Origin of the sequence: Blattabacterium cuenoti, from assembly GCF_014251715.1 — a bacterium.
Classification (GTDB): domain Bacteria; phylum Bacteroidota; class Bacteroidia; order Flavobacteriales; family Blattabacteriaceae; genus Blattabacterium; species Blattabacterium cuenoti_M.
Genome location: NZ_CP059198.1, coordinates 565,489 through 587,243 on the forward strand (window position 1 = coordinate 565,489; position 21,755 = coordinate 587,243).

Genomic DNA, 21,755 nt, shown 5'->3' on the forward strand with positions numbered 1-21,755 from the left:
ATCTTTGTATAGTGTAAATGTAAAAGAAAAAAATAGAAAAAATTTTGAAAATTTATTCATTTATTGATGAATTTTCTTCTTTTTATCCATGTGCATTAACGCTTGGATTTTTTGATGGAGTTCATATAGGGCATCAAAAAATTATTCAAAATTTAATTTTTGAATCTAAAAAATATTCAACCGTTTTGCTAACTTTTCATCCTCATCCAAAGGAAATTTTGAATCCAAATAAAAAATTTTTTTATTTAAATTCTCTTCATGAAAGAATAGATCATTTGAAAAAAACAGGAATAGAACATTTAATCATTCATCCTTTTACTATTAATTTTTCAAAATTAAGTACAAAAGATTTTTTTAAAAAAATTTTGAATCCTAAATTTAGGATTCAAAAAATTATCACTGGATATGATTCTCATATTGGAAAAAATAGAGATGATTTTTATGATAAATTAAAAAAACTATCTCATGGTTATGGATTAAAAATTGGAAAAGTAAATCCTTATAAATTTAATAGAAAAATAGTTAGTTCTACTAATATCAGAGAATCTCTTTTATTAGGAAATATACAATGGGCAAATAAAGCTTTGGGATATTTTTATACTTTATCTGGTCATGTCATAAAAGGAAAAGGCATAGGAAGAATTATAAGTTTCCCAACGGCAAATTTACAAATAGATGAAAATAAATTAATTCCAAAAAAGGGAGTTTATGCAGTTAAAATTAATTTTTTAGATAAAATTTATCAGGGAATGTTAAATATTGGAGTTAATCCTACTATTAATAAAAAAAATCAAAAAATTAAGATAGAAGTACATATTTTTGATTTTATTAAAAATATTTATGGTAAAAAAATAGATATTTTCATGATTCATATTATTCGCGAGGAAAAGAGGTTTAATACACTTAAAGAATTAAAAATTCAAATTAATAAAGATAAAATAAATATACAAAAATTTTTCTCTTTTGAAAAAAAAAATTGATCAAATAATTAAATTCTTATTACATAAAATAGATTTAAATCAAAAATTCATATTTATATCAAAAAATTATGCTGTTATAGAATATATTGAAAATAAATATAAATCAAAATTTATATCAAAAACTGTATTTTTTACAATAGAAAAATTTTTAGAAGAAATTTCTAATTTGAAAATTTTAGATAAATCTTCCATACTTATTTATTTTTTTTCTCTTTTAAAAAAAGAAGATTTTTTAGATAAAAAAATTAATAATTTTTTTAATTGGGGTCCTAAAATATTAAATGATTTTCAAGATTTATACTTTAGTATGGTAGATATTGAACACTTTTTTTCTTCTATGATTTCTACAGAAAAAATTACAAAGTGGAACCCTAATATTTTTAAACAAGAAAAAAATTTTTTTTGGGAGAATATTCATAAATATTATTATATTTTGCAATCCCAACTTTTAAAAAAAGGAGGAGCTTCTACAGGTCTTATTTTTAAAGAAACTATTACTCGTTTAAGTTTTTTTTTATCTAAAAATTCAAATACAAAAATTGTATTATTTAAAGACTTTATATTCAATGAATGTGAAAAAAAATTTTTTCAAAAAATAATTCAATATAATAAAAATCAAGTATTAGTCTATGATTTATTAAATATTAATAATATAAAATCAATTGATTCTTATCAATTTAATAATTTAAAAATAATTGGAGTTTCAAAAGAAATAGAACAAGTAAAAATTGTAGAAAATATAATATTTAAACTAATTAAAAAAGGAAAAAAAATTTATAAAATCCTTCTTATTCCAGGAAATAACTCTTTGATTATTCCTTTATTATGTTCTATGAAAAAATTAGGAATTAATACATCTCTAAACATAGATTATTCTTTCAAAAATATTCCTATTTATTATACTTTTTATTCTATATTTCAATTTTTATTGAAAAAAGATAAATTCAAAAAATTCACTAAAAAAGATGTAATAAGAGTATTATCAAATGGATATATTAAAAAATTTTTTTTTAAAAAAAATTCTTTACTAAAAAAATTAAAAACAGAAAATGATTCAGATTTTATTTCAGAAAATATAATAAAAAAATATTTTTTAAAAAATGATTTATGGATTATTTTTCAAATTCCAACTCATAATATTAAAATTATTTTTTTAAGTATTATTAGTTTTATTAGAAAATTTAAAAAAAAATTACTTTCTAAAAATAAAAATAAACATTTTTTGGAATTAAAATTTATTTCTAAACTAGAGGATTACATGCAAAAAATAAAAATAATAGTTAGAAAAAAAGAAAACTTATTTTCCGGAATACATGATATATATAACATATATGAACAATTTTCTAATACAGAAAGTATACGATATATACGTAAAAATACTAGAGGATTATATATAACAGGTTTTATAGATATTTTTATTGAAAATTTTGATGCAATAATCATAACTTCTTTTAATGAAGGAGTTATTCCTCCTAAAAATAAAAATGATTCTTTTATACCCTTTGATATTCGAAAAAAATTACACATAAATTATAAAAATGATGATTTTTATTTTTATCACTTTATAAGAATTTATCAATCTTCAAAAAAAACATATTTAATATATAAAAATCATCCAGATGAAATAAATTCTGGAGAAAAAAGTCGTTTTATACATAAAATGGAAATAAATTCAAAAATAGAGAACATAAACAATATTTCTAATATTTCTAAAAATTTCAAAACAATTCCTATTGTAATAAAAAAAACAAAATCCATAATTAAGCGTTTACATGAATTAACAACTAAAGGGTTATCTCCTTCTTCTATTAATTTATATAATTATAATCCTCTTTTATTTTATTATAAAAAAATACTTAAGTTAAATGATCCAGAAGAAATTTCCTTTAAACAAAAAATAGGAAAAATGATTCACAAAATATTAAAAATTTTATATAATCCTATAAAAGGAAATTTTATAACTATTGATTGTATTCATACAATGAGAAAAATTTATAAAAATACCATAAAAAAAGTTCTTTTAGGAAAACAAAAAGTTATTGAAGGAAATAATATTTTATTTTATTCCATAATAAAAACTTATATAGAAAATTTTATTTCATGGGATGAAAAATTTGTTAAAAACGGACATAAAATTTTTCTAAAAGAAATAGAATGTAAAATTTCTACCAGATTAAATATTGAATCAATACAAGTAAACTTACATGGGATTATTGATCGTATAGATGAATGTAACGGAATTACGCGCATACTAGATTACAAAATAGGATTTTCCAAAATAAAAAAAATGAATGTTTCTTTAAAAAATATTGAAAATATTTTTAATAATCCAAATTATGCTAATATCATGCAATTACTTATTTATGTTTATTTATGGTTTGAATCCTCTATTTTTCTTGGAAAGAAAAAAAAACCTCCTATTATAGAAATTGTTTCTCCTGAAAAATATGGAAATTTTTTAGAAATACCTATAATTTTTTTTCATAAAAAAAAAATAAATATAACGTATGAAAATTACATAAAAAACTTTCTTCCATTTCTTATTAAAAAAATTTATGAAATATTAAATCCAAAAATACCAATTATAGAAAAAATTTATTGATTTTTAATATATTTTTCTATGTAATTCCCTACTTCTTCAGTAGTAGAAGAAATTTTTTTATCAATAATATCTTGGGTACATATTTGTTTTTTAATGGAATTTTTTACAGCTTTTTCTAATATATTTTTCTCTTTATCCATTCCAAAATATTCTAACATCATAGATCCTGAAAGAATACAACCTAAAGGATTTGCTATATTTTTACCTTTTGCTTGAGGATAAGATCCATGTATAGGTTCAAACATAGATTTATTATCTCCTATAGAAGCAGAAGGCAATAATCCTAAAGAACTTGTAATTACACTGGATTCATCTGAAAGAATATCACCAAACATATTATCCGTTAGTATTACATCAAATCTTTTAGGATTCATAATAATTTGCATTGCTGCATTATCTATATATAAAAAATCTAGATTAACTTCTGGATAATCTAATGCCATTTTTATAATAATTTCTCTCCATAATCTAGAGGTTTCTAATACATTAGCTTTATCTACTAATGTTACTTTCTTTTTTCGAGAAATTGCTGCTCTAAAAGCCATTTCTCCAATTCTTTCAATTTCTTTTTTAGAATAAATACAATAATCATAAGCTTCTTCTTCATTTTTTGAACGACCTTTTTTACCAAAATAAATTCCTCCTGTTAATTCACGATATATTACAAAATCAACTTCATTTAATAATTCTTTTTTTATAGGGGATTTATTTATTTCTGAATAAATAACTATAGGACGAATATTACAATATAAATTCATTTTTTTTCTAAGTTCTAACAATCCATCTTCAGGTCTTATTCCTTTAGTATTATGATCATATTTTGGATCACCTATACAACCAAATAAAACAGCATCTGATTTTAAACAAGTATCTATAGTTTCTTTTGGCATAGGAGTTCCAAATTTTTCTATAGCTATAGATCCTGCTATAGTTTTTTTAAAATAAAAATTATGACCATATTTTTTAGCGATCAAATTTAAAATTTTTATTGTTTGTTTCATCACCTCAGGCCCTATTCCATCTCCTTCTATTACAGAAATATTTTTTTTCATATTTTTTAATAAAATGTTCTTCTATTTTTTTCAAAAATTTCAATATCTTCTTTTATGGAAACTAAAAAATCTATATCATCATAACCATTTAAAAAACAATTTTTTTTATATGGATGTATGTAAAATTTTTCAAATTCTCCTGTTTTTAATATGGTAACCTTTTGATGAATTAAATCAATTTTTATTTCTGTTTTAGGATAAGTTTCAACTATGTTAAATAATTTTTTTAAAAAAAATTCGGATACTTCTACAGTAAGTAACCCATTATTCAATGCATTTTCTTTAAAAATATCAGAAAAAAAACTAGTTATTATAACTCTAAATCCATAATCAAAAATAGCCCACGTTGCATGTTCACGACTAGAACCACAACCAAAATTTTTTCCAGATAAAAGAATTTTTCCAAAAAAATTAGAATTATTTAATATAAAATTTTCATTTAATGATCCATCTTTTTTATAACGCCAATCTATAAAAAGATTTTTTACACATTCTTTACGTTTAATTTCTTTTAAAAAACGAGCAGGAATAATTTGATCTGTATCTATATTTTCTATAGCTAATGGAATAGCTTGGCTAATTAACATTGTAAATTTTTTCATGAATATATTTATTTATGTCCACAATTATACCTTCAATAGCTATAATAGCAGCTGTCAAAGGACTGGTTAATAAAGTACGTGATCCTGTCCCCTGTCTACCTTCAAAATTTCTATTAGATGTAGAAATACAATATTCTCCTGAAGGTATTTTATCTTCATTCATTCCCAAACAAGCAGAACATCCCGGTTGTCTAAATTCAAATCCGGAATCTATAAAAATTTTATCTAAACCTTCTTCTTTAGCTTGTTGAACAACTTTATTTGATCCAGGTACTATCATCACTCTTACATTATCAGCTTTTTTTTTACCTTTTACTATAGAAGCTACTAATCTTAAATCTTCTATTCTAGAATTTGTGCAACTTCCTATAAAAATGTAATTAATAATTTTTCCTATTAAATATTCTCCTGGAGAAAAACCCATATAATTTAAAGATTTACAATTATTTGTATTTGGAATAGGTTTAGATATTTTGATTGCCATTCCCGGAGTTGTCCCATAGGTTATCATAGGTTCAATGTCTTCAGCATGTAAAATATATTCTTTATCAAATACTGTATTTTTATCTGTTTTTAAAAAATTACAATATTCCTCTTTTGATTTTTTGAATAAAGAATTTTTGCATTTTTTAATATAATCAAAAGTAATTTGATCTGGAGCAATTAATCCTCCTTTTGCTCCCATTTCAATACTCATATTACAAATAGTCATTCTACCTTCCATACTCATTTTTTGAATAACAGAACCAGTGTATTCTACAAAATGACCAATTCCTGCATCTACTCCTAATTTTGAAATTATATATAAGATTACATCTTTTGGAGTAACTCCTTTCCTTAAATTTCCATTTAATTGTATTTTCATTTGTTTAGGCTTAGATAACAATAAACATTGACTAGCCATAACCATAGCTACCTGACTTGTTCCAATTCCAAAAGCAATACAACCAAAAGCTCCGTGAGTTGAAGTATGACTATCCCCACAAACTATTGTCATTCCAGGTAAGGTATAACCTAATTCAGGCCCTATTACATGAACTATTCCATTATTTGGATGACCTAATTTATACAATGATGTAATTCCAAACTTTTTACAATTACTTGTAAGCAAATTAATTTGCTTTCTAGATAAAGGATCAGAAACAGGTAAATGTTGATTTATTGTAGGAACGTTATGATCCGCCGTGGCTACAATTTTTTTTGGTCTAAAAATAGAAAAATTTCTTTTTTTTAATTCTATAAAAGCCTGAGGGCTTGTAACTTCATGTATATAATGTCTATCAATATAAATAACAAATATTCCATTTTCTAATTTTTTTACAATGTGTAATTCCCAAATTTTATCAAATAATGATTTTTGCATTTTTATACAACATTTATTCTTCTACTACTACCCGTATTTGTAGAAGTAGAATGCAATATTTTTTTATTTTTTTTATTAAAATTATATTTTTTTAATATTATTTTTAATTCTTTATCATTAATTTCTTTATTTTTATCTGCATATTTTAAAAAAATTTTATAAACCAAGTCTAAAGAATTTTTACTTAAAAAATGGCCCAATTTATTATAACGATAAGCCAAAGCTGCTCTTCCACTTCTAGCTGTTAAAATAATTGAAGACTGATCTATTCCAACATCTTCAGGATTGATACTTTCATAAGTCTCTCTTTTTTTTATAACTCCATCTTGATGTATTCCAGAAGAATGAGAAAAAGCATTCATTCCTACAATAGCTTTATTTGCTTGCACTTTCATTCCTGTGCATTTAGATACTAAATTACTTGTAGAATAAATAAGTTTCGTATCGATATTAGTAAATAAATTTAAATGGGAATTTTGTTTTATGATCATAACTATCTCTTCTAAAGAAGTATTTCCAGCTCTTTCTCCAATTCCATTAATAGTACATTCAACTTGCTGTGCTCCATTTATTATACCTGATAAAGAATTAGCTGTAGCTAATCCTAAATCATTATGACAATGAGTTGATAATGTAATTTTATGAATTCCTTTCACATTTTCTTTTAAAAAACGTATTTTTTCACCATATTCTTCTGGTAAACAATATCCTGTAGTATCAGGAATATTAATTACCGTAGCACCATATTTTATTACATTTTCACAAATTTTTGACAAAAATTTGTTTTCGGTTCGTCCTGCATCTTCTGCATAAAATTCCACATCTTCTACGAATTTTTTTGCATACTTTACTGCATTTATAGCTCTTTCTATAATTTTTTCCGGAGTAGTATTAAATTTATAACGTATATGACAATTGGAAGTTCCTATCCCAGTATGAATTCTAGGTATTTTAGCTCCTTTTAATGCTTTTGCAGCTATTTCTATATCTTTTTCTACAGCTCTAGATAATGCACAAACTACAGTTTTAAAAACTGATTTACAAATTTCTTGAACAGATTTATAATCTCCTGGACTTGAAGTAGGAAATCCTGCTTCAATCACATCTACTCCTAAAGCTTCTAATTTTTTAGCTATTTTTACTTTTTCTTTAGTATTTAATTTACATCCTGGAACCTGTTCTCCATCTCGCAAAGTCGTATCCAAAATTTGGATCTTTTTCTTTTCCATACTCTTATATTGTTTTATAATATCAAAACTATTTTTTCCAAAAAGAAAATAGAAACAAATTATTTAAATACTTACAATGTCTAATTACTGAATTAATTTTATATTTTTCTATTTATCAAATGGAATATCATTCTACGATTACAATGTCTAATTATAATAATTATAAGAAAAAATCAGATAACCTTTTTCTATTAATTCAAACTTTATCTAGATCTGAAAAAAGAAATTTTAAACTTTATGCTAGACGAATAAAACGAAATAAATGCGCTAAGTTTATGAAACTTTTTGAAATAATGAGTCAAATGAATTGTTATGAAGAAAAAAAAATATTAAAAAATACACCTATAAGTAAAATACAGTTATCCAATATAAAAGCTCATTTATATAAACAAATTTTAATTAGTCTTAAGTTGCTACATGCTGAAAAAAATCATGATATACAAATACGTGAATATTTAGATTTTTCTAAAATTTTATATAATAAAGGGTTATATATACAAAGTTTAAAATTTTTAGAAAAAGCAAAAATTATCGCTAGATATTATGAATATAATACTATTCTTTTAGAACTAGTTGAGTTTGAAAAAATGATAGAATCTCAACATATAACCAGAAGTCTTTATTCAAGATCAGGAGAATTATACGCAGAATCTAAAGAATTAATTGAAAGAATTCAATGTCACAATGCTTTATCTAATCTTTCTTTAGAACTATATGGGTTGTATTTAAAAGTGGGATATGTAAGAAATGAAAAAGATAAAATATTTATAGAAACATATTTTCGTACCAATCTTCCAAAATTTGATTTTGATAAACTTAGTTTTTACGAAAAATTATTTTTATATCAAGCTAAAGTATGGTATCATTATATTAGACAGGATTTTATTATGTGCTATAGATCATCTTATAAATGGGTACAATTATTTCAAAACCATGTAAAAGAAAAAAAAATAGCTTCCGTAAGCTATTTAAAAGGATATCATTATTTGTTAGATACCTTATTTTACTTAAATCATTATTCAAAATTTACTGATGTTTTTAAAAAATTTGAAAAAGAAGTTAAAAATGGAGAAATTTTGATCAATGGAAATACTAGAATATTAATTTTTATGTATACATATACTAATCGTATTAATAAACATTATATGGAAGGAAGTTTTTCAGAAGGAGTTAAAAAAGTAATTCCATCATTATTCATAGATTTTAAAAAAATTTATAATCATTTGGATTCTCATTATATAATGGTTCTTTATTACAAAATTGCTTGTTTATATTTTGGAAGTGGAGATAATGAAAATACTATTCGGTATTTATCAAAAATTATAGAAAATAAAAAAAAAAATTTACGACAAGACTTACAATGTTTTGCTAGACTCTTACATTTAATTGCCTGTTATGAAAGTGGATTAGATGAAAATATGGATCAAAAAATTAAATCTGCATATAGATTTTTTATTCAAATGGATGATTGGTATATTGTACAAAAAAAAATTATTCATTTTTTTAAAAATTTAGGAAATGTATATCCACATCAAATTAAAGGTCAATTTAAAAAATTAAGAGATAAATTAATTAAATATTATGATCATCCTTATGAAAAAAGAACTTTTCTATATTTGGATATTATTTCTTGGTTGAATTCTAAAATAGAAAATAAATCCGTAGAAGTAATTATAAAAGAAAAGTTTATAAAAACCAATCATTAATTTAAAACATAATATATTTTGAAAATATGAATCATAAAATATGAAAAAAAAAAATTAATAAAAGCTTTTAATAAAAAAAAATTGGAAATATTATCATATTCAATTATTGAATAAAAAAAAATAAAAATACTAAAAAATAACTTTATCATACTACATACCATATAAATACATACAAAAAATGTAGATTTTATATTTTTTATAAAAAAATATAAAAATAAAAAAAAGCTATTTATAGGCAATAAAAAAATATATATTTTTAATACGTAAAAAAAATCTTTTTCAAAAAAAAGATAAATGAAAATTATGTGGATAAAACTAAAAAAACAAGTAAATAAATTATATTTTATTATTTTTTTTATCATGATGAATAAAATAAATTGAAAAATATTACTTTATTTTTAACATGAAAAATATCATGGAAGAACTCTCATGGAGAGGTTTAATAAAAAATAAAGTTCCTGGTATAGAAAATCAATTAAAAAAACCTACGACTATGTATATAGGTTTTGATCCTACATCTGATTCTCTTCATTTAGGAAGTTTACTCCCTATTATTATGTTGATTCATTTTCAAAAAATGGGACATAAAACATTAGTATTAATTGGTGGAGCAACAGGGTTAATAGGGGATCCATCTGGAAAATGTAATAGTAGAATTTTGCTTGATAAAAAAAATTTACATAATAATGCAGAATCTATAAAAATACAAATATCCAAACTTATGAGTTTTTTTTCAGAAAAAACAGAATTATTAAATAATTTTGATTGGTTAAAAAATATTTCTTTTTTAGAATTTATTCGTAAAATAGGAAAACATTTTACTGTAAATTATATAATATCTAAAAATTCTGTAAAAAATAGAATTAATAAAAAAGACGGAATTTCCTTTATGGAATTCTCTTATACTCTTATACAAGGATATGATTTTTATTATTTAAATCAAGTAAAAAATTGTTTACTCCAAATTGGAGGATCTGATCAATGGGGAAATATAATCACAGGAATAGAATTAATTAAAAAAAAAACAGGGAAAATAGCATATGGATTCACTTTTCCTTTAATAACAAAACCTAATGGTATAAAATTTGGAAAAAGTGAAAAAGGTGAAAATATATGGCTAGATAAAAATAAAACATCTCCATATAAATTCTATCAATTTTGGATGAATATTTCCGATTTTGAAATTGAAAAATACATAAAAATATATACTTTTTTTTCTAAAAAAAAAATTGAAAAATTGATTTTTCAACACAAAAAAAATCCAAGTAAAAGATTATTGCAAAAAAAATTAGCTTATGAAATAACAAAATGGGTTCATGGAAATAAAATTTCCAAAGAAATAATAAAAATTACACATATTTTATTCCAAAAAAAAAATGGAAATTTGCAATTATTGGATGATAAAACTTTTGTTTCTATATATGATCACATTCCACATATCCTTTTTCCACATGAAAAATTTGAAAAAGGAATTTTTTTATTAGATTTTTTAAAAAAAAGTGGTTTTTTTACATCTAAAAATGAAGCAAATAGAGCTTTAAAAGCTAATTCTATTTTTTTAAATAAAATCATAACAAAAAAAAACATACTGTTAAAAAAAGAAAATATTATAGGTAAAAAGTATATTTTGTTACAATTTGGAAAAAAAGAATTTTTTATGATAAAAATTGAGTAAATTCAATATCCAAAATATTTCAATCTTTTGTAATCGTATCGCCAATTTAGACAAACTTTTACATTGAATTCTAATTTTATTTTTTTCCTGAAAAAGGATTCTATGCTCTTAATGGAAAAAAATTTCAATTTTTTCAACGTCAATCCTTTTTTCCCAATTAATATTCCTTTTTGAGAGTCTCGTTCTACATATATAGAAGAATATATATGTATTAAAGTTTTTTCTTCTTTAAAAAACTCCGTATTTATTTCTACGGAATAAGGAATCTCTTTTTTATAGAGAAAAAATATTTTTTCTCTAATTATTTCATTTACAAAAAAACGTTCAGATTTATTACTTAAAAATTCTTTAGGATAATAAGGTGGATGTTCAGATAACAAAGTTTTAATTTTATACATTAATAAATCTTGATTAATTTTTTTTAATGCAGATATTGGTAATATTTCTGAATTAGGAAATAATTTATGCCAATAATTTATTGTATCATATAAAATATGATATTTCATTTGAATTTTATCAATTTTATTAATCAATATAATAATAGGAACATCTTTAATGTTATACAACATGGGAAAATGGTATAGTTTACCTATTTCTGTTATGAATAAAATAATATCTGCATCCTCTAATGATTCTTCTACATACTGCATCATGATCTTCTGCATAGGATAAGTAGGAGAGATCACTCCTGGAGTATCAGAAAAAATAATTTGTAGATCACATTTATTAAAAATTCCCAATATTCTATGACGAGTAGTTTGTGGTTTATGTGTTATAATAGAAAGCTTTTCTCCAATAAGAGAATTCATCAATGTAGATTTACCTACATTAGGCGCTCCTATGATATTTACGAAACCAGATTTATGAAACGATAGAGACACTATTATCTAATTCTAATTTTTCTGATTGTCTAAATACAATTCCTTGTTCTTTGAAAAAATCTATTAAAATACTATGATTTTTCTGTATTTTCCCTTTAAGTATTTCTTTAGAAAGATTATTTAATATATCATGTTGAATAACTCTTTTTAAAGGTCTAGCTCCAAAATGAGGATCATATCCTTTTTCTGATAAATATTCTATAGCTTCATTAGTAGATTCTATACGAATATTTTTTTTATTAGATAATAATTCTCCTAATTTTTTCATTTGTAATTTTACAATATTTTTAATTTCTTTTCTAGAAAGAGGTTGAAATAAAATAATTTCATCAATACGATTAATAAATTCAGGTTTTACAATATTTTTTAACAAATCTATTAAAGCTTTTTTTGTAGCTTCCATTCTATTATAAGATATTTTTTGGTCTAAATTATCCTGAATAATATCCGATCCTATATTAGATGTCATAATAACAATGGTATTTGTAAAATTAACTGTTCTACCTTTATTATCTGTTAATCTACCATCATCCAAAACCTGCAATAGAATATTAAAAACATCTGAATGAGCTTTTTCTATTTCATCTAATAAAATAACACTATAAGGACGTCTACGTATAGCTTCTGTTAATTGACCACTTTCATCATATCCTATATATCCAGGAGGAGCTCCTATAAGCTTACTAACAGAATTACGTTCTTGATATTCGCTCATATCTATACGAACCATGTTATTTTCATTATCAAATAAATATTCTGCTAACGTTTTAGCAAGTTCTGTTTTTCCTACTCCTGTACTTCCCATAAAAAGAAAAGACCCTATAGGTTTTTTTTCATCTTGCAATCCAGCTTTAGAACGACGTATAGCATCTGCTATGGATTGAATAGCATCATTTTGTCCTATAATTCTTCTATGTAATTCTTTTTCCAAAAACAATAATTTTTCTTTTTCATTTTGCAACATTTTAGTAATTGGAATAGCTGTCCATTTAGATACCACTTTAGCTATATCCTCTCTAGATACTTCTTCTTGTATCATTTTTTTACCCTTATATTCTTGTTTTTTTAATTCATTTTCAAATACTTTAACTTTATTTTCTTCTTCTTTTATTTTACCATATCTTAATTCTGCTACTTTTCCATAATCTCCTAATCTTTCTGCTTGTTCTGATTCAAACTTATAACTTTCTATCTTATCTTTAGCTTTTTGTATTCCTTCAACTAAATTTTTTTCATTTTCCCATTGATCTTGTAATTGTATTTTTTCTTCATTAAATTTAGTTAATTCCTTTTTTAAAGGAATTAACTGAATTTCATCATTTTCTCTTTTTAATGCTTCTATTTGTATTTCCATATGCATTATTTTTCTATGTAAAACATCTAATTTTTCTGGTTTTGAATTAATTTCCATTCTTAGACTTGAAGCGGCTTCATCTACCAAATCAATTGCTTTATCTGGTAAAAATCGTTCATTAATATAACGTTTAGATAATTCTACAGCAGCTATTATAGCTTCATCTTTTATTCTTACTTTATGATGACTTTCATATTTTTCTTTAATTCCACGTAATATAGATATAGCATCCGTTACAGAAGGTTCATCTACATATACTTGTTGAAATCTTCTTTCTAAAGCTTTATCTATTCTAAAATATCTTTGATATTCATTTAAAGTTGTTGCGCCTATAGCTCTCAGTTCTCCTTTTGCTAATGCTGGTTTTAAAATATTTGCTGCATCCATAGAACCTTCTCCACCTCCTGCTCCTACTAAAGTATGTATTTCATCAATAAATAAAATAATTTCTCCATCTGAATAGGTAACCTCTTTTACTACAGCTTTAAGACGTTCTTCAAATTCTCCTTTGTATTTAGCACCTGCAATTAAAGAAGCCATATCTAAAGAAAAAACTTGTTTATTTTTTAAATTATCAGGAATATCCCTACTAATAATACGATGGGCTAATCCTTCAGCTATAGCTGTTTTCCCTACTCCTGGCTCTCCAATTAAAATTGGATTATTTTTCGTTCTTCTAGATAATATTTGTAATACTCTACGTATTTCTTCATCACGACCAATAACAGGGTCTAATTTCCCTTTATAAGCCCATTCATTAAGATTTTTTGCATATTTACCTAAAGCAGTATACGTTTTTGTATAAAAAATTCCATTTCCGCTTTTTTTTCTAATGGCATCAATGATTTTTTTTATTTTATTTTCCGTAATCCCATAATCTTTTAATAATTGCGAAGTTTGATCATAGCTCATAAAAATTCCGTAAAAAATATGTTCTATAGAAATAAATTCATCTTTTAATGTTTTAGCATAATCTTCCGATAAATTCAACATTTTTGTAACATGAGAACTAAAATGTTGGGTTAAAGGGGCACTTATTTTTTTTGGATAAGAAGAAATAATACGATCTAATCCTATTTTTATTGATTGATCATTAATTTCTAATTTATTTAAAATAAAAGGAATTATATTTTCTTCTATATTTAAAATTGATTTCAAAATATGTGCATTTTCAATAGATTGTTGATTATTTATCAACGCAATATGTTGTGCCTCTTGTATAATTTTTTGAAACTTAATAGTAAATCTATTATAATTCATACCTAAAAATAAAATTTTTATTTTAGTTCCCAATTTATAGTAAAAAAAAATTAAAAGTAATATAATTTTTTTACTAATTATTTTTAAAATATTTATTTTAGCTTTATGATGAAAAAAGAAGAAATTCAATCTATTTCGGAAAGAATTCATAAAATATATGATATTCTAAAAATTGATAAAATACAAATACATCTTGATAAAAAACAAGAAAAAATATCAAATCCTAATTTTTGGAAAAATTATAAAGAATCTCAAAATTTTATAAAACATATGCATGATATGAAAACATGCATCAAGGATTTTACAAAGCTCAAGAACGCTTTTGAAGAATTAGAAGTAATATATACTCTTTCTAAAGAAGAAAATTTAGAAAAGGAATTAAAAATACAATTACGTGAAACTAGAAACCTTCTTTCAAATATAGAATTCAAAAATCTATTTCCAGAAAAAGAAGATTCTTTTAATGCTATATTGCAAATTTCTTCTGGGGCAGGAGGAACTGAAAGTTGTGATTGGACTTCTATATTAATGAGAATGTATCTTATGTGGTCTGAAAAAAAAAATTTTTTTGCAAAAAAAATTCATTCTATATCTGGAGATGTTACTGGAATTAAATCTGTTACTATAGAAATAGATGGACTTTATGCTTTTGGATACTTAAAAGGAGAAAATGGAGTACACAGATTAATACGTATATCTCCATTTGACAGTAATTCAAAACGTCATACTTCTTTTTCCTCTGTTTATGTTTATCCTATGATAGATAATAATCTTGATATAAAAATTAAACCATATGATATTCAATGGGAAACATTTCGTTCTAGTGGGGCTGGAGGACAAAATGTAAATAAAGTAGAAACAGGTGTTAGACTACGTCATCATCCTACAGGAATAACAATAGAAAATACAGAATATCGTTCACAAATACAAAATAGACAAAAAGCTTTACAACTTTTAAAATCAAGATTATTTAATCTAGAAATGATGAAAAGAAATGAAAAAAAAGAAAAAATAGAATCTAAAAAAAAAAAAATAGAATGGGGATCTCAAATACGAAATTATATTATGCATCCTTATAAATTAGTAAAAGATTTAAGAACAGGTTATGAAACTTCACAAATTCAATCAGTAATGAATGGAGAAATAGATATTTTTTTAAAAAAATTTTTAATTTATAAAAAAAAAAGTATTTAAAAAATTATCTTTTTCATTAATTTTTATTCAATGAAAATTCGTTATTCTGATCTAATAGATCAAACTTTTGATTTTCCTACTGAGGAATTTTCTATTAAAAATAATCTTTTAGAATTTCATGGTATTCCACTAATGAATCTTATACAAAAATATGGAACTCCATTAAAATTTACATATTTACCAAAAATATCCCAAAATATAAAAAAAACTAGAAAATGGTTTAAAAAAGCAATTGATTCTAATCAATATAATAACAAATATACTTACTGTTATTGCACAAAAAGTTCTCATTTTTCTTTTGTATTAGAAGAAGCTTTGAAAAATAACATTAGTATTGAAACTTCATATGCATATGATATAGAAATTGTAAAAAATCTTTACAAAAAAGGGAAAACCAATAAAAATATTGAAGTAATATGCAATGGATTTAAAACTAAAAATTATATTGAAAATATATCAGAACTCATTAATAACGGTTTTACCAATACAATTCCTATTTTAGATAATTCAGATGAATTAGAAAAACTTAGTTTAGTTATAAATTTTCCCTTTAAATTAGGAATACGCATTGCTTCTGAAGAAGAACCTAAATTTGAATTTTATACTTCTAGATTAGGAATAGGATATAAAGATATCATAGTTTTTTATTTAAATAAAATAAAAAACAATCCTAAAGTAGAATTAAAAATGTTACATTTTTTCATTAATACAGGAATAAAAGATACTGCTTATTATTGGAACGAACTTTTCAAATGTTTGCATATTTATGCTATTTTAAAAAAAATAGAACCAAAATTAGATATCCTAAATATAGGAGGAGGATTTCCTATTAAAACATCTATGTCTTTTAAGTATGATTATGAATATATGGCTAACGAAATTGTTTATCAAATAAAAAAATTTTGTCAAAAAGAAAATATATCAGAACCACATATATATACTGAATTTGGAGCTTATACAGTAGGAGAAAGTGGAGGAATTTTATATAAAATACTTAGTCAAAAACGCCAAAATGATAGAGAAAAATGGAATATGATAGATAGCTCTTTTATGACGACTCTTCCTGATACTTGGGCTATAAGTAGAAGATTTATTATGATGGCAATTAATCATTGGAATGATTGTTATGAGAGAGTTTTTTTAGGAGGATTAACATGTGATAGTGATGATTATTATAATTCTGAACAACATATGAATGCAATATATCTCCCATGTTTTCAAAAAAATACTCCACTTTATATTGGATTTTTTAATACTGGAGCTTATCAAGATACAATTAGTGGTTATGGAGGAGTTCATCATTGTTTAATTCCTCAACCTATTCATATATTAATAAATCATGACAATAAAAATAATTTGGTTTATAAAATATTTCGTAATTCACAGAGTCCTGAAGAAATATTAAAAATATTAGGTTATTGAAAACTTTTGCAGAAATATCTGAAAAATATGCAACACTAGAAAAATCTAAAATAGTACTAATTCCTGTTCCATATGATAATACTCAAACATGGAAAAAAGGTTCTAAAAAAGGCCCTAAAGCTTTTTTATCTGCATCAAAACATATGGAATTATATGATATCGAAACTGATTCAGAAGTATATAAAAGAGGAATTTATCTTTCTTCCCCTATTGTAAATTCTTCAATTTCTTCTAAAAAAATGATACAAAAAGTATACAATGAAACAAAAAAATACCTTTTTAAAAAAAAATTTGTTACCCTAATAGGAGGAGATCATTCTATATCAATAGGAAGTATTCGAGCTTTTGGAGAAAAATATCCAAATTTAAGTATCCTTCATATGGATGCACATGCAGATTTACGTCCTGTATATAAAAAAAATCCGTATAGTCATGCTTGTTCCATGCATGAAGCATCAAAAAAATATCCTTTAATCCAAATAGGAATTCGTAGTATGGATCTACTAGAAAAAAAATATTTTCAAAAAGGAAACGTTTTTTATATGCAAGAAATACAAAAAAATGATTTTTGGATGCAAAAAGCTATTCATAAATTATCAAAAAATGTATTTATCAGTATAGATATAGATGTTTTTGATCCAAGCATAGCACCTTCTACAGGAACTCCAGAACCAGGTGGATTATTATGGTATTCTACTTTAAAATTTTTTAAAAAAGTTTTTAAAAAAAAGAAAATTATAGGATTTGATATTGTTGAACTATTGCCAAATAAAAAAGAATCTTCTACAGATTTTTTAGCTGTAAAACTTTTTTATAAATTATTATCATATAAATATGAACTAATTACAACATCATTCGTATGAATCAGAAAAAAATAATTATAGCTATAGATGGATATTCTTCGTCTGGGAAAAGCACTTTAGCAAAAGCTATTTCTAAAAAATTAAAATATAAATATATAGATACAGGAGCTATGTATAGAGCTATAGCTTTATTAGCTATTAGAGAAAAAATTTTTAATAGTAATTTATGGAATGTACAAAATTTTATACATATTTTGAAACACATAAATTTAAAATTTAAATGGAACAAAAAATTAAATACAACGGATATTTATTTAAATGAAGAAAATATACAATCTGAAATTAGATCTTTGAAAGTAACAAAAAAAGTAAGTTTTATAGCTCAAATACCTGAAATTCGTGAAAAATTAACTATTATGCAGAGAAATATTGGAAAATATAAAGGAATTGTTATGGATGGAAGAGATATAGGAAATTATGTTTTTCCTAAATCAGAATTGAAAATATTCATGAAAGGATCTATAGAAGTTCGTTCTTATAGAAGATATGAAGATCTTAAAAAAAAAGGAGAAAACATTTCTTATGAAGAAGTAAAAAAAAATATTATTTATAGAGATTTAATGGATACTTCTCGTAAAATATCTCCATTAAAAAAATCTGTAGATTCTATAGAAATAAATAATACGTTCATGAGCATAGAGAAACAATTAAATTTAATTTTTCAATTAATAAAAAAAAATCATCATAATATATGAAATTATTAAATGGAAAAATAGCTATAGTAACAGGAGGTTCAGGAGATATAGGAAAATCTATAGTAAAAACTTTTTCACAACATGGAGCTAATGTTATTTTTACATTTTTTTCCTCAAAAAAAGAAGCAACAAAATTAGTTTCGGAACTTTCAGATTCCGTAGAAGCATATAAAATTGATCTTTCAAATTTCAATTCTTCTGAAAATTTAATTAAAAAAGTTATAAAAAAATACGGAAATATAGATATTTTAGTAAATAATGCAGGTGTTATAAAAGATAATTTTTTACTTAAAATATCTAAAAAAGATTGGGATTATGTAATAAAAACTAATCTATATTCTGTTTTCAATTTAACAAAATATGCTATTTATCCTATGATGAAACAAAAAAAAGGAAGTATTATTAATATGAGTTCCGTTATAGGATTAACAGGTAATACTGGACAATCCAATTATGCCGCATCTAAAGCAGGAATTATTGGATTTACTAAATCAATAGCTAGAGAATTAGGAAAAAGAAATATTCGTTGTAATGCTATAGCTCCTGGCTATATTACTACAAAAATGAATTCTCATTTTTCATCTAAAATGAAAGATAATTGGATAAAAAATATTTCATTAAAAAGACCAGGAACTCCACAAGATATAGCTAATTGCACTTTATTTCTTGCATCAGATTTATCTAATTATATTACTGGTTCTGTATTAAATGTTAATGGAGGCTTAATTTAAACAATCACAATGTATTCTAATAAAAAAATTGTGCAAAGTTTAGGTGAAATTTTAAAAGCAAAATCTATATTTAATATCATCATATCTCCAGGATCTAGAAATGCTCCCATCATCATACATTTTACACTAAATAAAATTTTTAAAACTTACAGCATTGTGGATGAACGTTGTGCAGGTTTTTTTGCATTAGGTATTTCTCAACAAATAAGAAAACCTGTAGTTATTAGTTGTACTTCAGGATCTTCTGTTGTTAATTTTTATCCAGCAGTTACAGAAGCTTTCTATCAAAAAATACCACTTATTTTGATTACTGCTGACCGTCCGAAAGAAATTACAGATATTTTTGAAGGACAATCCATTCATCAAGAAAATATTTTTCAAAACCATGTAGAAACATCTGTACAACTAACAGAAGATGAATCTAAATTAGGTCTATGGTATAATGATAGATTAATTAATGAATCTATCAATAAATGCATTATTAAAAATAAACCTATACATATTAATATTCCTTTTTCAGAACCACTTTATAAAACTACAAATCATTTACAAGTAAATCCTAAAATAATAAAAACTATACCTGTAAAAAATTATATTGAAATCCCTAAATTTTATGAAAAAGAACAATATATATGGAATAGATCTAAAAAGAAAATGATTTTACTAGGATTGCATTATCCAGAAAAAAATATGGAAAAATTTTTAAGAAAATTAAGTTTAGATCCTTCTATTGTTGTTTTGACAGAAACTACATCTCATATTTTTGGAAAATTTTTTTTTTCAAGTATAGATCAACTTATTTTTAGTATGACTATTAAAAAATGGAAAAATTTTAAACCTCATATTCTATTAACTGTAGGAGTCAATATAATATCTAAAAAGATAAAGTTCTTTTTAAGAAAAATTCCTCCACTATATCATTGGCATATAGGAGATAATTATGATAATTATCCGGATACTTATTATAAATTAACCACTTATTGGCCTATAAATCCAGAATCATTTTTTAAAATTTTTTCTAATTCTGTTCAGATTCATAGATCTACTTCCGATTACAGATTTCAATGGGAAAAATTAAGAAAAAAAATAATACAAAAACATAATTTTTTTTTAAAAAAAGAAAAAAGTTTTTCAGATCTAAAAGTTCTTTTTTTTGTATTTAAAAACATTCCTAACAATTCTATATTACAATTAGGAAATAGTATGATAATAAGATATTATCAACTTTTTTATAAAAGAAAATATTCTATTCAATCTTATTGTAATAGAGGTACATCAGGAATAGATGGATGTGTTTCTACTGCTATAGGTTCTGCGGTTTGTAGCAAAAAAATTGTAACATTAATTATTGGAGATATAAGTTTTTTTTATGACAGTAATGCTTTATGGAACAATTATATTCCAAATAATTTCCGGATTATACTTATCAATAATAGAGGAGGAAATATTTTTAGATTTATTTCAAAAATAAAATTACCTAAAAAAATATTTAATTTTTTTGAAACAAAACATATTTTTTCTGCAAAAAAAATATGTGAAATGTATAATTGGAAATATAAAAAAGTGTATAATCAATATACTTTGAAAAATAGTTTATCCTTTTTTTGGAAAAAAACAGATAATCCTTATCTATTGGAGATAGATACTCATAAATGCAAAAATGCAGAAATTTTGAAAAAATATCTATCTTATTTATCCTGATTTATAAAACAAATATCCCATAAAGCTTTAATTCTAGCAAAAATTTCTCTAAGTTGTATTTTACTGTCAAAAGATAAACTTTTAGCATTAAATCCAATAACATCTAATCCTAAACAATTTCCAATAAAAATAGCTCTTTCATTATGAAATTTTTGAGATATAATCGTAAACTTTTTTTTATGAAAATTTTTATATACCCTATAAATGGAATGTAAAGTATTAATTCCATAAAAATCTTCATATATAAAATGAGAAGGAATTCCTTTTTTTATTAATTCTTTTTTCATCATTTTTGGTTCATTATAATTTTTTTTTCTATTATCTCCACTTACAATGATGTAACGTATTTTTTTATGATAAAAAAGGGAATAAGCTGCATCTATTCTATACTTAAAGTAAGCATTAATCCCTCCTCCATGTAAATATTTTGAAGTTCCCAAAACTA

Annotated in this window: 17 protein-coding genes; 10 read left to right on the forward strand and 7 right to left on the reverse strand. The window is 23.2% G+C overall.

What is annotated here, in order from left to right:
• The first annotated feature begins 44 nt into the window (after window positions 1–44).
• Window positions 45–980: a bifunctional riboflavin kinase/FAD synthetase gene (locus H0H59_RS02795; RefSeq protein ID WP_185862098.1), complete on the forward strand. Its 936-nt coding sequence runs from the start codon at window positions 45–47 to the stop codon at window positions 978–980.
• Window positions 964–3,582 carry a PD-(D/E)XK nuclease family protein gene (locus H0H59_RS02800; protein WP_185862099.1) on the forward strand — a complete coding sequence of 873 codons (2,619 nt, stop codon included), beginning with the start codon at window positions 964–966 and terminating at the stop codon, window positions 3,580–3,582. The genes H0H59_RS02795 and H0H59_RS02800 overlap by 17 nt, the downstream gene beginning before the upstream one ends.
• Here the strand turns inward: H0H59_RS02800 and leuB are convergent.
• From leuB to H0H59_RS02820, 4 genes are read right to left on the reverse strand one after another with little or no spacing between them, the layout of a single operon-like run.
• The gene (gene leuB, locus H0H59_RS02805; protein WP_185862100.1) at window positions 3,576–4,634 is read right to left on the reverse strand and encodes a 3-isopropylmalate dehydrogenase; all 1,059 of its coding nucleotides are present in this window, start codon (window positions 4,632–4,634) and stop codon (window positions 3,576–3,578) included. The two genes, H0H59_RS02800 and leuB, sit on opposite strands and share 7 nt — an antisense overlap.
• A gap of 5 nt (window positions 4,635–4,639) precedes the next feature.
• Window positions 4,640–5,236 (reverse strand): 3-isopropylmalate dehydratase small subunit, encoded by a 597-nt coding sequence (gene leuD / locus H0H59_RS02810; RefSeq protein WP_185862101.1) that lies wholly within the window; start codon window positions 5,234–5,236, stop codon window positions 4,640–4,642.
• The gene (gene leuC, locus H0H59_RS02815; RefSeq protein ID WP_185862102.1) at window positions 5,211–6,599 is read right to left on the reverse strand and encodes a 3-isopropylmalate dehydratase large subunit; all 1,389 of its coding nucleotides are present in this window, start codon (window positions 6,597–6,599) and stop codon (window positions 5,211–5,213) included. Before leuC ends, leuD begins: the two co-directional genes overlap by 26 nt.
• A gap of 2 nt (window positions 6,600–6,601) precedes the next feature.
• Entirely contained in the window at window positions 6,602–7,828 is a 1,227-nt protein-coding gene (locus H0H59_RS02820) for a 2-isopropylmalate synthase (RefSeq protein WP_185862103.1), read from the reverse strand.
• 119 nt (window positions 7,829–7,947) lie between these two features.
• Between H0H59_RS02820 and H0H59_RS02825 the strand changes: the two genes are divergently transcribed.
• Both H0H59_RS02825 and tyrS read left to right on the forward strand, forming a co-directional pair.
• On the forward strand, window positions 7,948–9,534 hold the full coding sequence (locus H0H59_RS02825; protein WP_238785014.1) for a hypothetical protein: 1,587 nt from the start codon (window positions 7,948–7,950) through the stop codon (window positions 9,532–9,534).
• A gap of 403 nt (window positions 9,535–9,937) precedes the next feature.
• A complete protein-coding gene (tyrS, locus tag H0H59_RS02830; protein ID WP_185862104.1) occupies window positions 9,938–11,209 on the forward strand; it encodes a tyrosine--tRNA ligase in 1,272 nt (423 codons plus the stop codon).
• A 2-nt stretch (window positions 11,210–11,211) separates the two neighbouring features.
• Here tyrS and era read toward each other — a convergent pair whose 3' ends face one another.
• Together era and H0H59_RS02840 are read right to left on the reverse strand one after the other, a co-directional pair.
• On the reverse strand, window positions 11,212–12,018 hold the full coding sequence (gene era, locus H0H59_RS02835; protein ID WP_238785038.1) for a GTPase Era: 807 nt from the start codon (window positions 12,016–12,018) through the stop codon (window positions 11,212–11,214).
• A gap of 52 nt (window positions 12,019–12,070) precedes the next feature.
• The gene (locus tag H0H59_RS02840; protein ID WP_185862106.1) at window positions 12,071–14,704 is read right to left on the reverse strand and encodes an ATP-dependent Clp protease ATP-binding subunit; all 2,634 of its coding nucleotides are present in this window, start codon (window positions 14,702–14,704) and stop codon (window positions 12,071–12,073) included.
• Window positions 14,705–14,809: 105 nt separating this feature from the next.
• On the opposite strand from H0H59_RS02840, the gene prfB reads away from it, so the two are divergent.
• Genes prfB through menD form a run of 6 tightly spaced genes read left to right on the forward strand, consistent with a single transcriptional unit; the run spans window position 14,810 to window position 21,310 of the window.
• A complete protein-coding gene (gene prfB / locus H0H59_RS02845) occupies window positions 14,810–15,898 on the forward strand; it encodes a peptide chain release factor 2 (RefSeq protein WP_185862107.1) in 1,089 nt (362 codons plus the stop codon).
• 30 nt (window positions 15,899–15,928) lie between these two features.
• Entirely contained in the window at window positions 15,929–17,320 is a 1,392-nt protein-coding gene (locus H0H59_RS02850; RefSeq protein ID WP_185862108.1) for a type III PLP-dependent enzyme domain-containing protein, read from the forward strand.
• A complete protein-coding gene (speB, locus tag H0H59_RS02855) occupies window positions 17,317–18,183 on the forward strand; it encodes an agmatinase (RefSeq protein WP_185862109.1) in 867 nt (288 codons plus the stop codon). Before H0H59_RS02850 ends, speB begins: the two co-directional genes overlap by 4 nt.
• Window positions 18,180–18,878 (forward strand): (d)CMP kinase, encoded by a 699-nt coding sequence (cmk, locus tag H0H59_RS02860; RefSeq protein ID WP_185862110.1) that lies wholly within the window; start codon window positions 18,180–18,182, stop codon window positions 18,876–18,878. The genes speB and cmk overlap by 4 nt, the downstream gene beginning before the upstream one ends.
• Entirely contained in the window at window positions 18,875–19,609 is a 735-nt protein-coding gene (fabG, locus tag H0H59_RS02865) for a 3-oxoacyl-[acyl-carrier-protein] reductase (RefSeq protein ID WP_185862111.1), read from the forward strand. Before cmk ends, fabG begins: the two co-directional genes overlap by 4 nt.
• Window positions 19,610–19,639: 30 nt before the next feature.
• Window positions 19,640–21,310, forward strand: coding sequence for a 2-succinyl-5-enolpyruvyl-6-hydroxy-3-cyclohexene-1-carboxylic-acid synthase (menD, locus tag H0H59_RS02870; RefSeq protein ID WP_238785015.1), 1,671 nt, complete (start codon window positions 19,640–19,642; stop codon window positions 21,308–21,310).
• Here menD and H0H59_RS02875 read toward each other — a convergent pair.
• A complete protein-coding gene (locus H0H59_RS02875) occupies window positions 21,298–21,750 on the reverse strand; it encodes a SanA/YdcF family protein (RefSeq protein WP_238785016.1) in 453 nt (150 codons plus the stop codon). The genes menD and H0H59_RS02875 overlap by 13 nt on opposite strands.
• Between the last annotated feature and the right edge of the window lie 5 nt (window positions 21,751–21,755).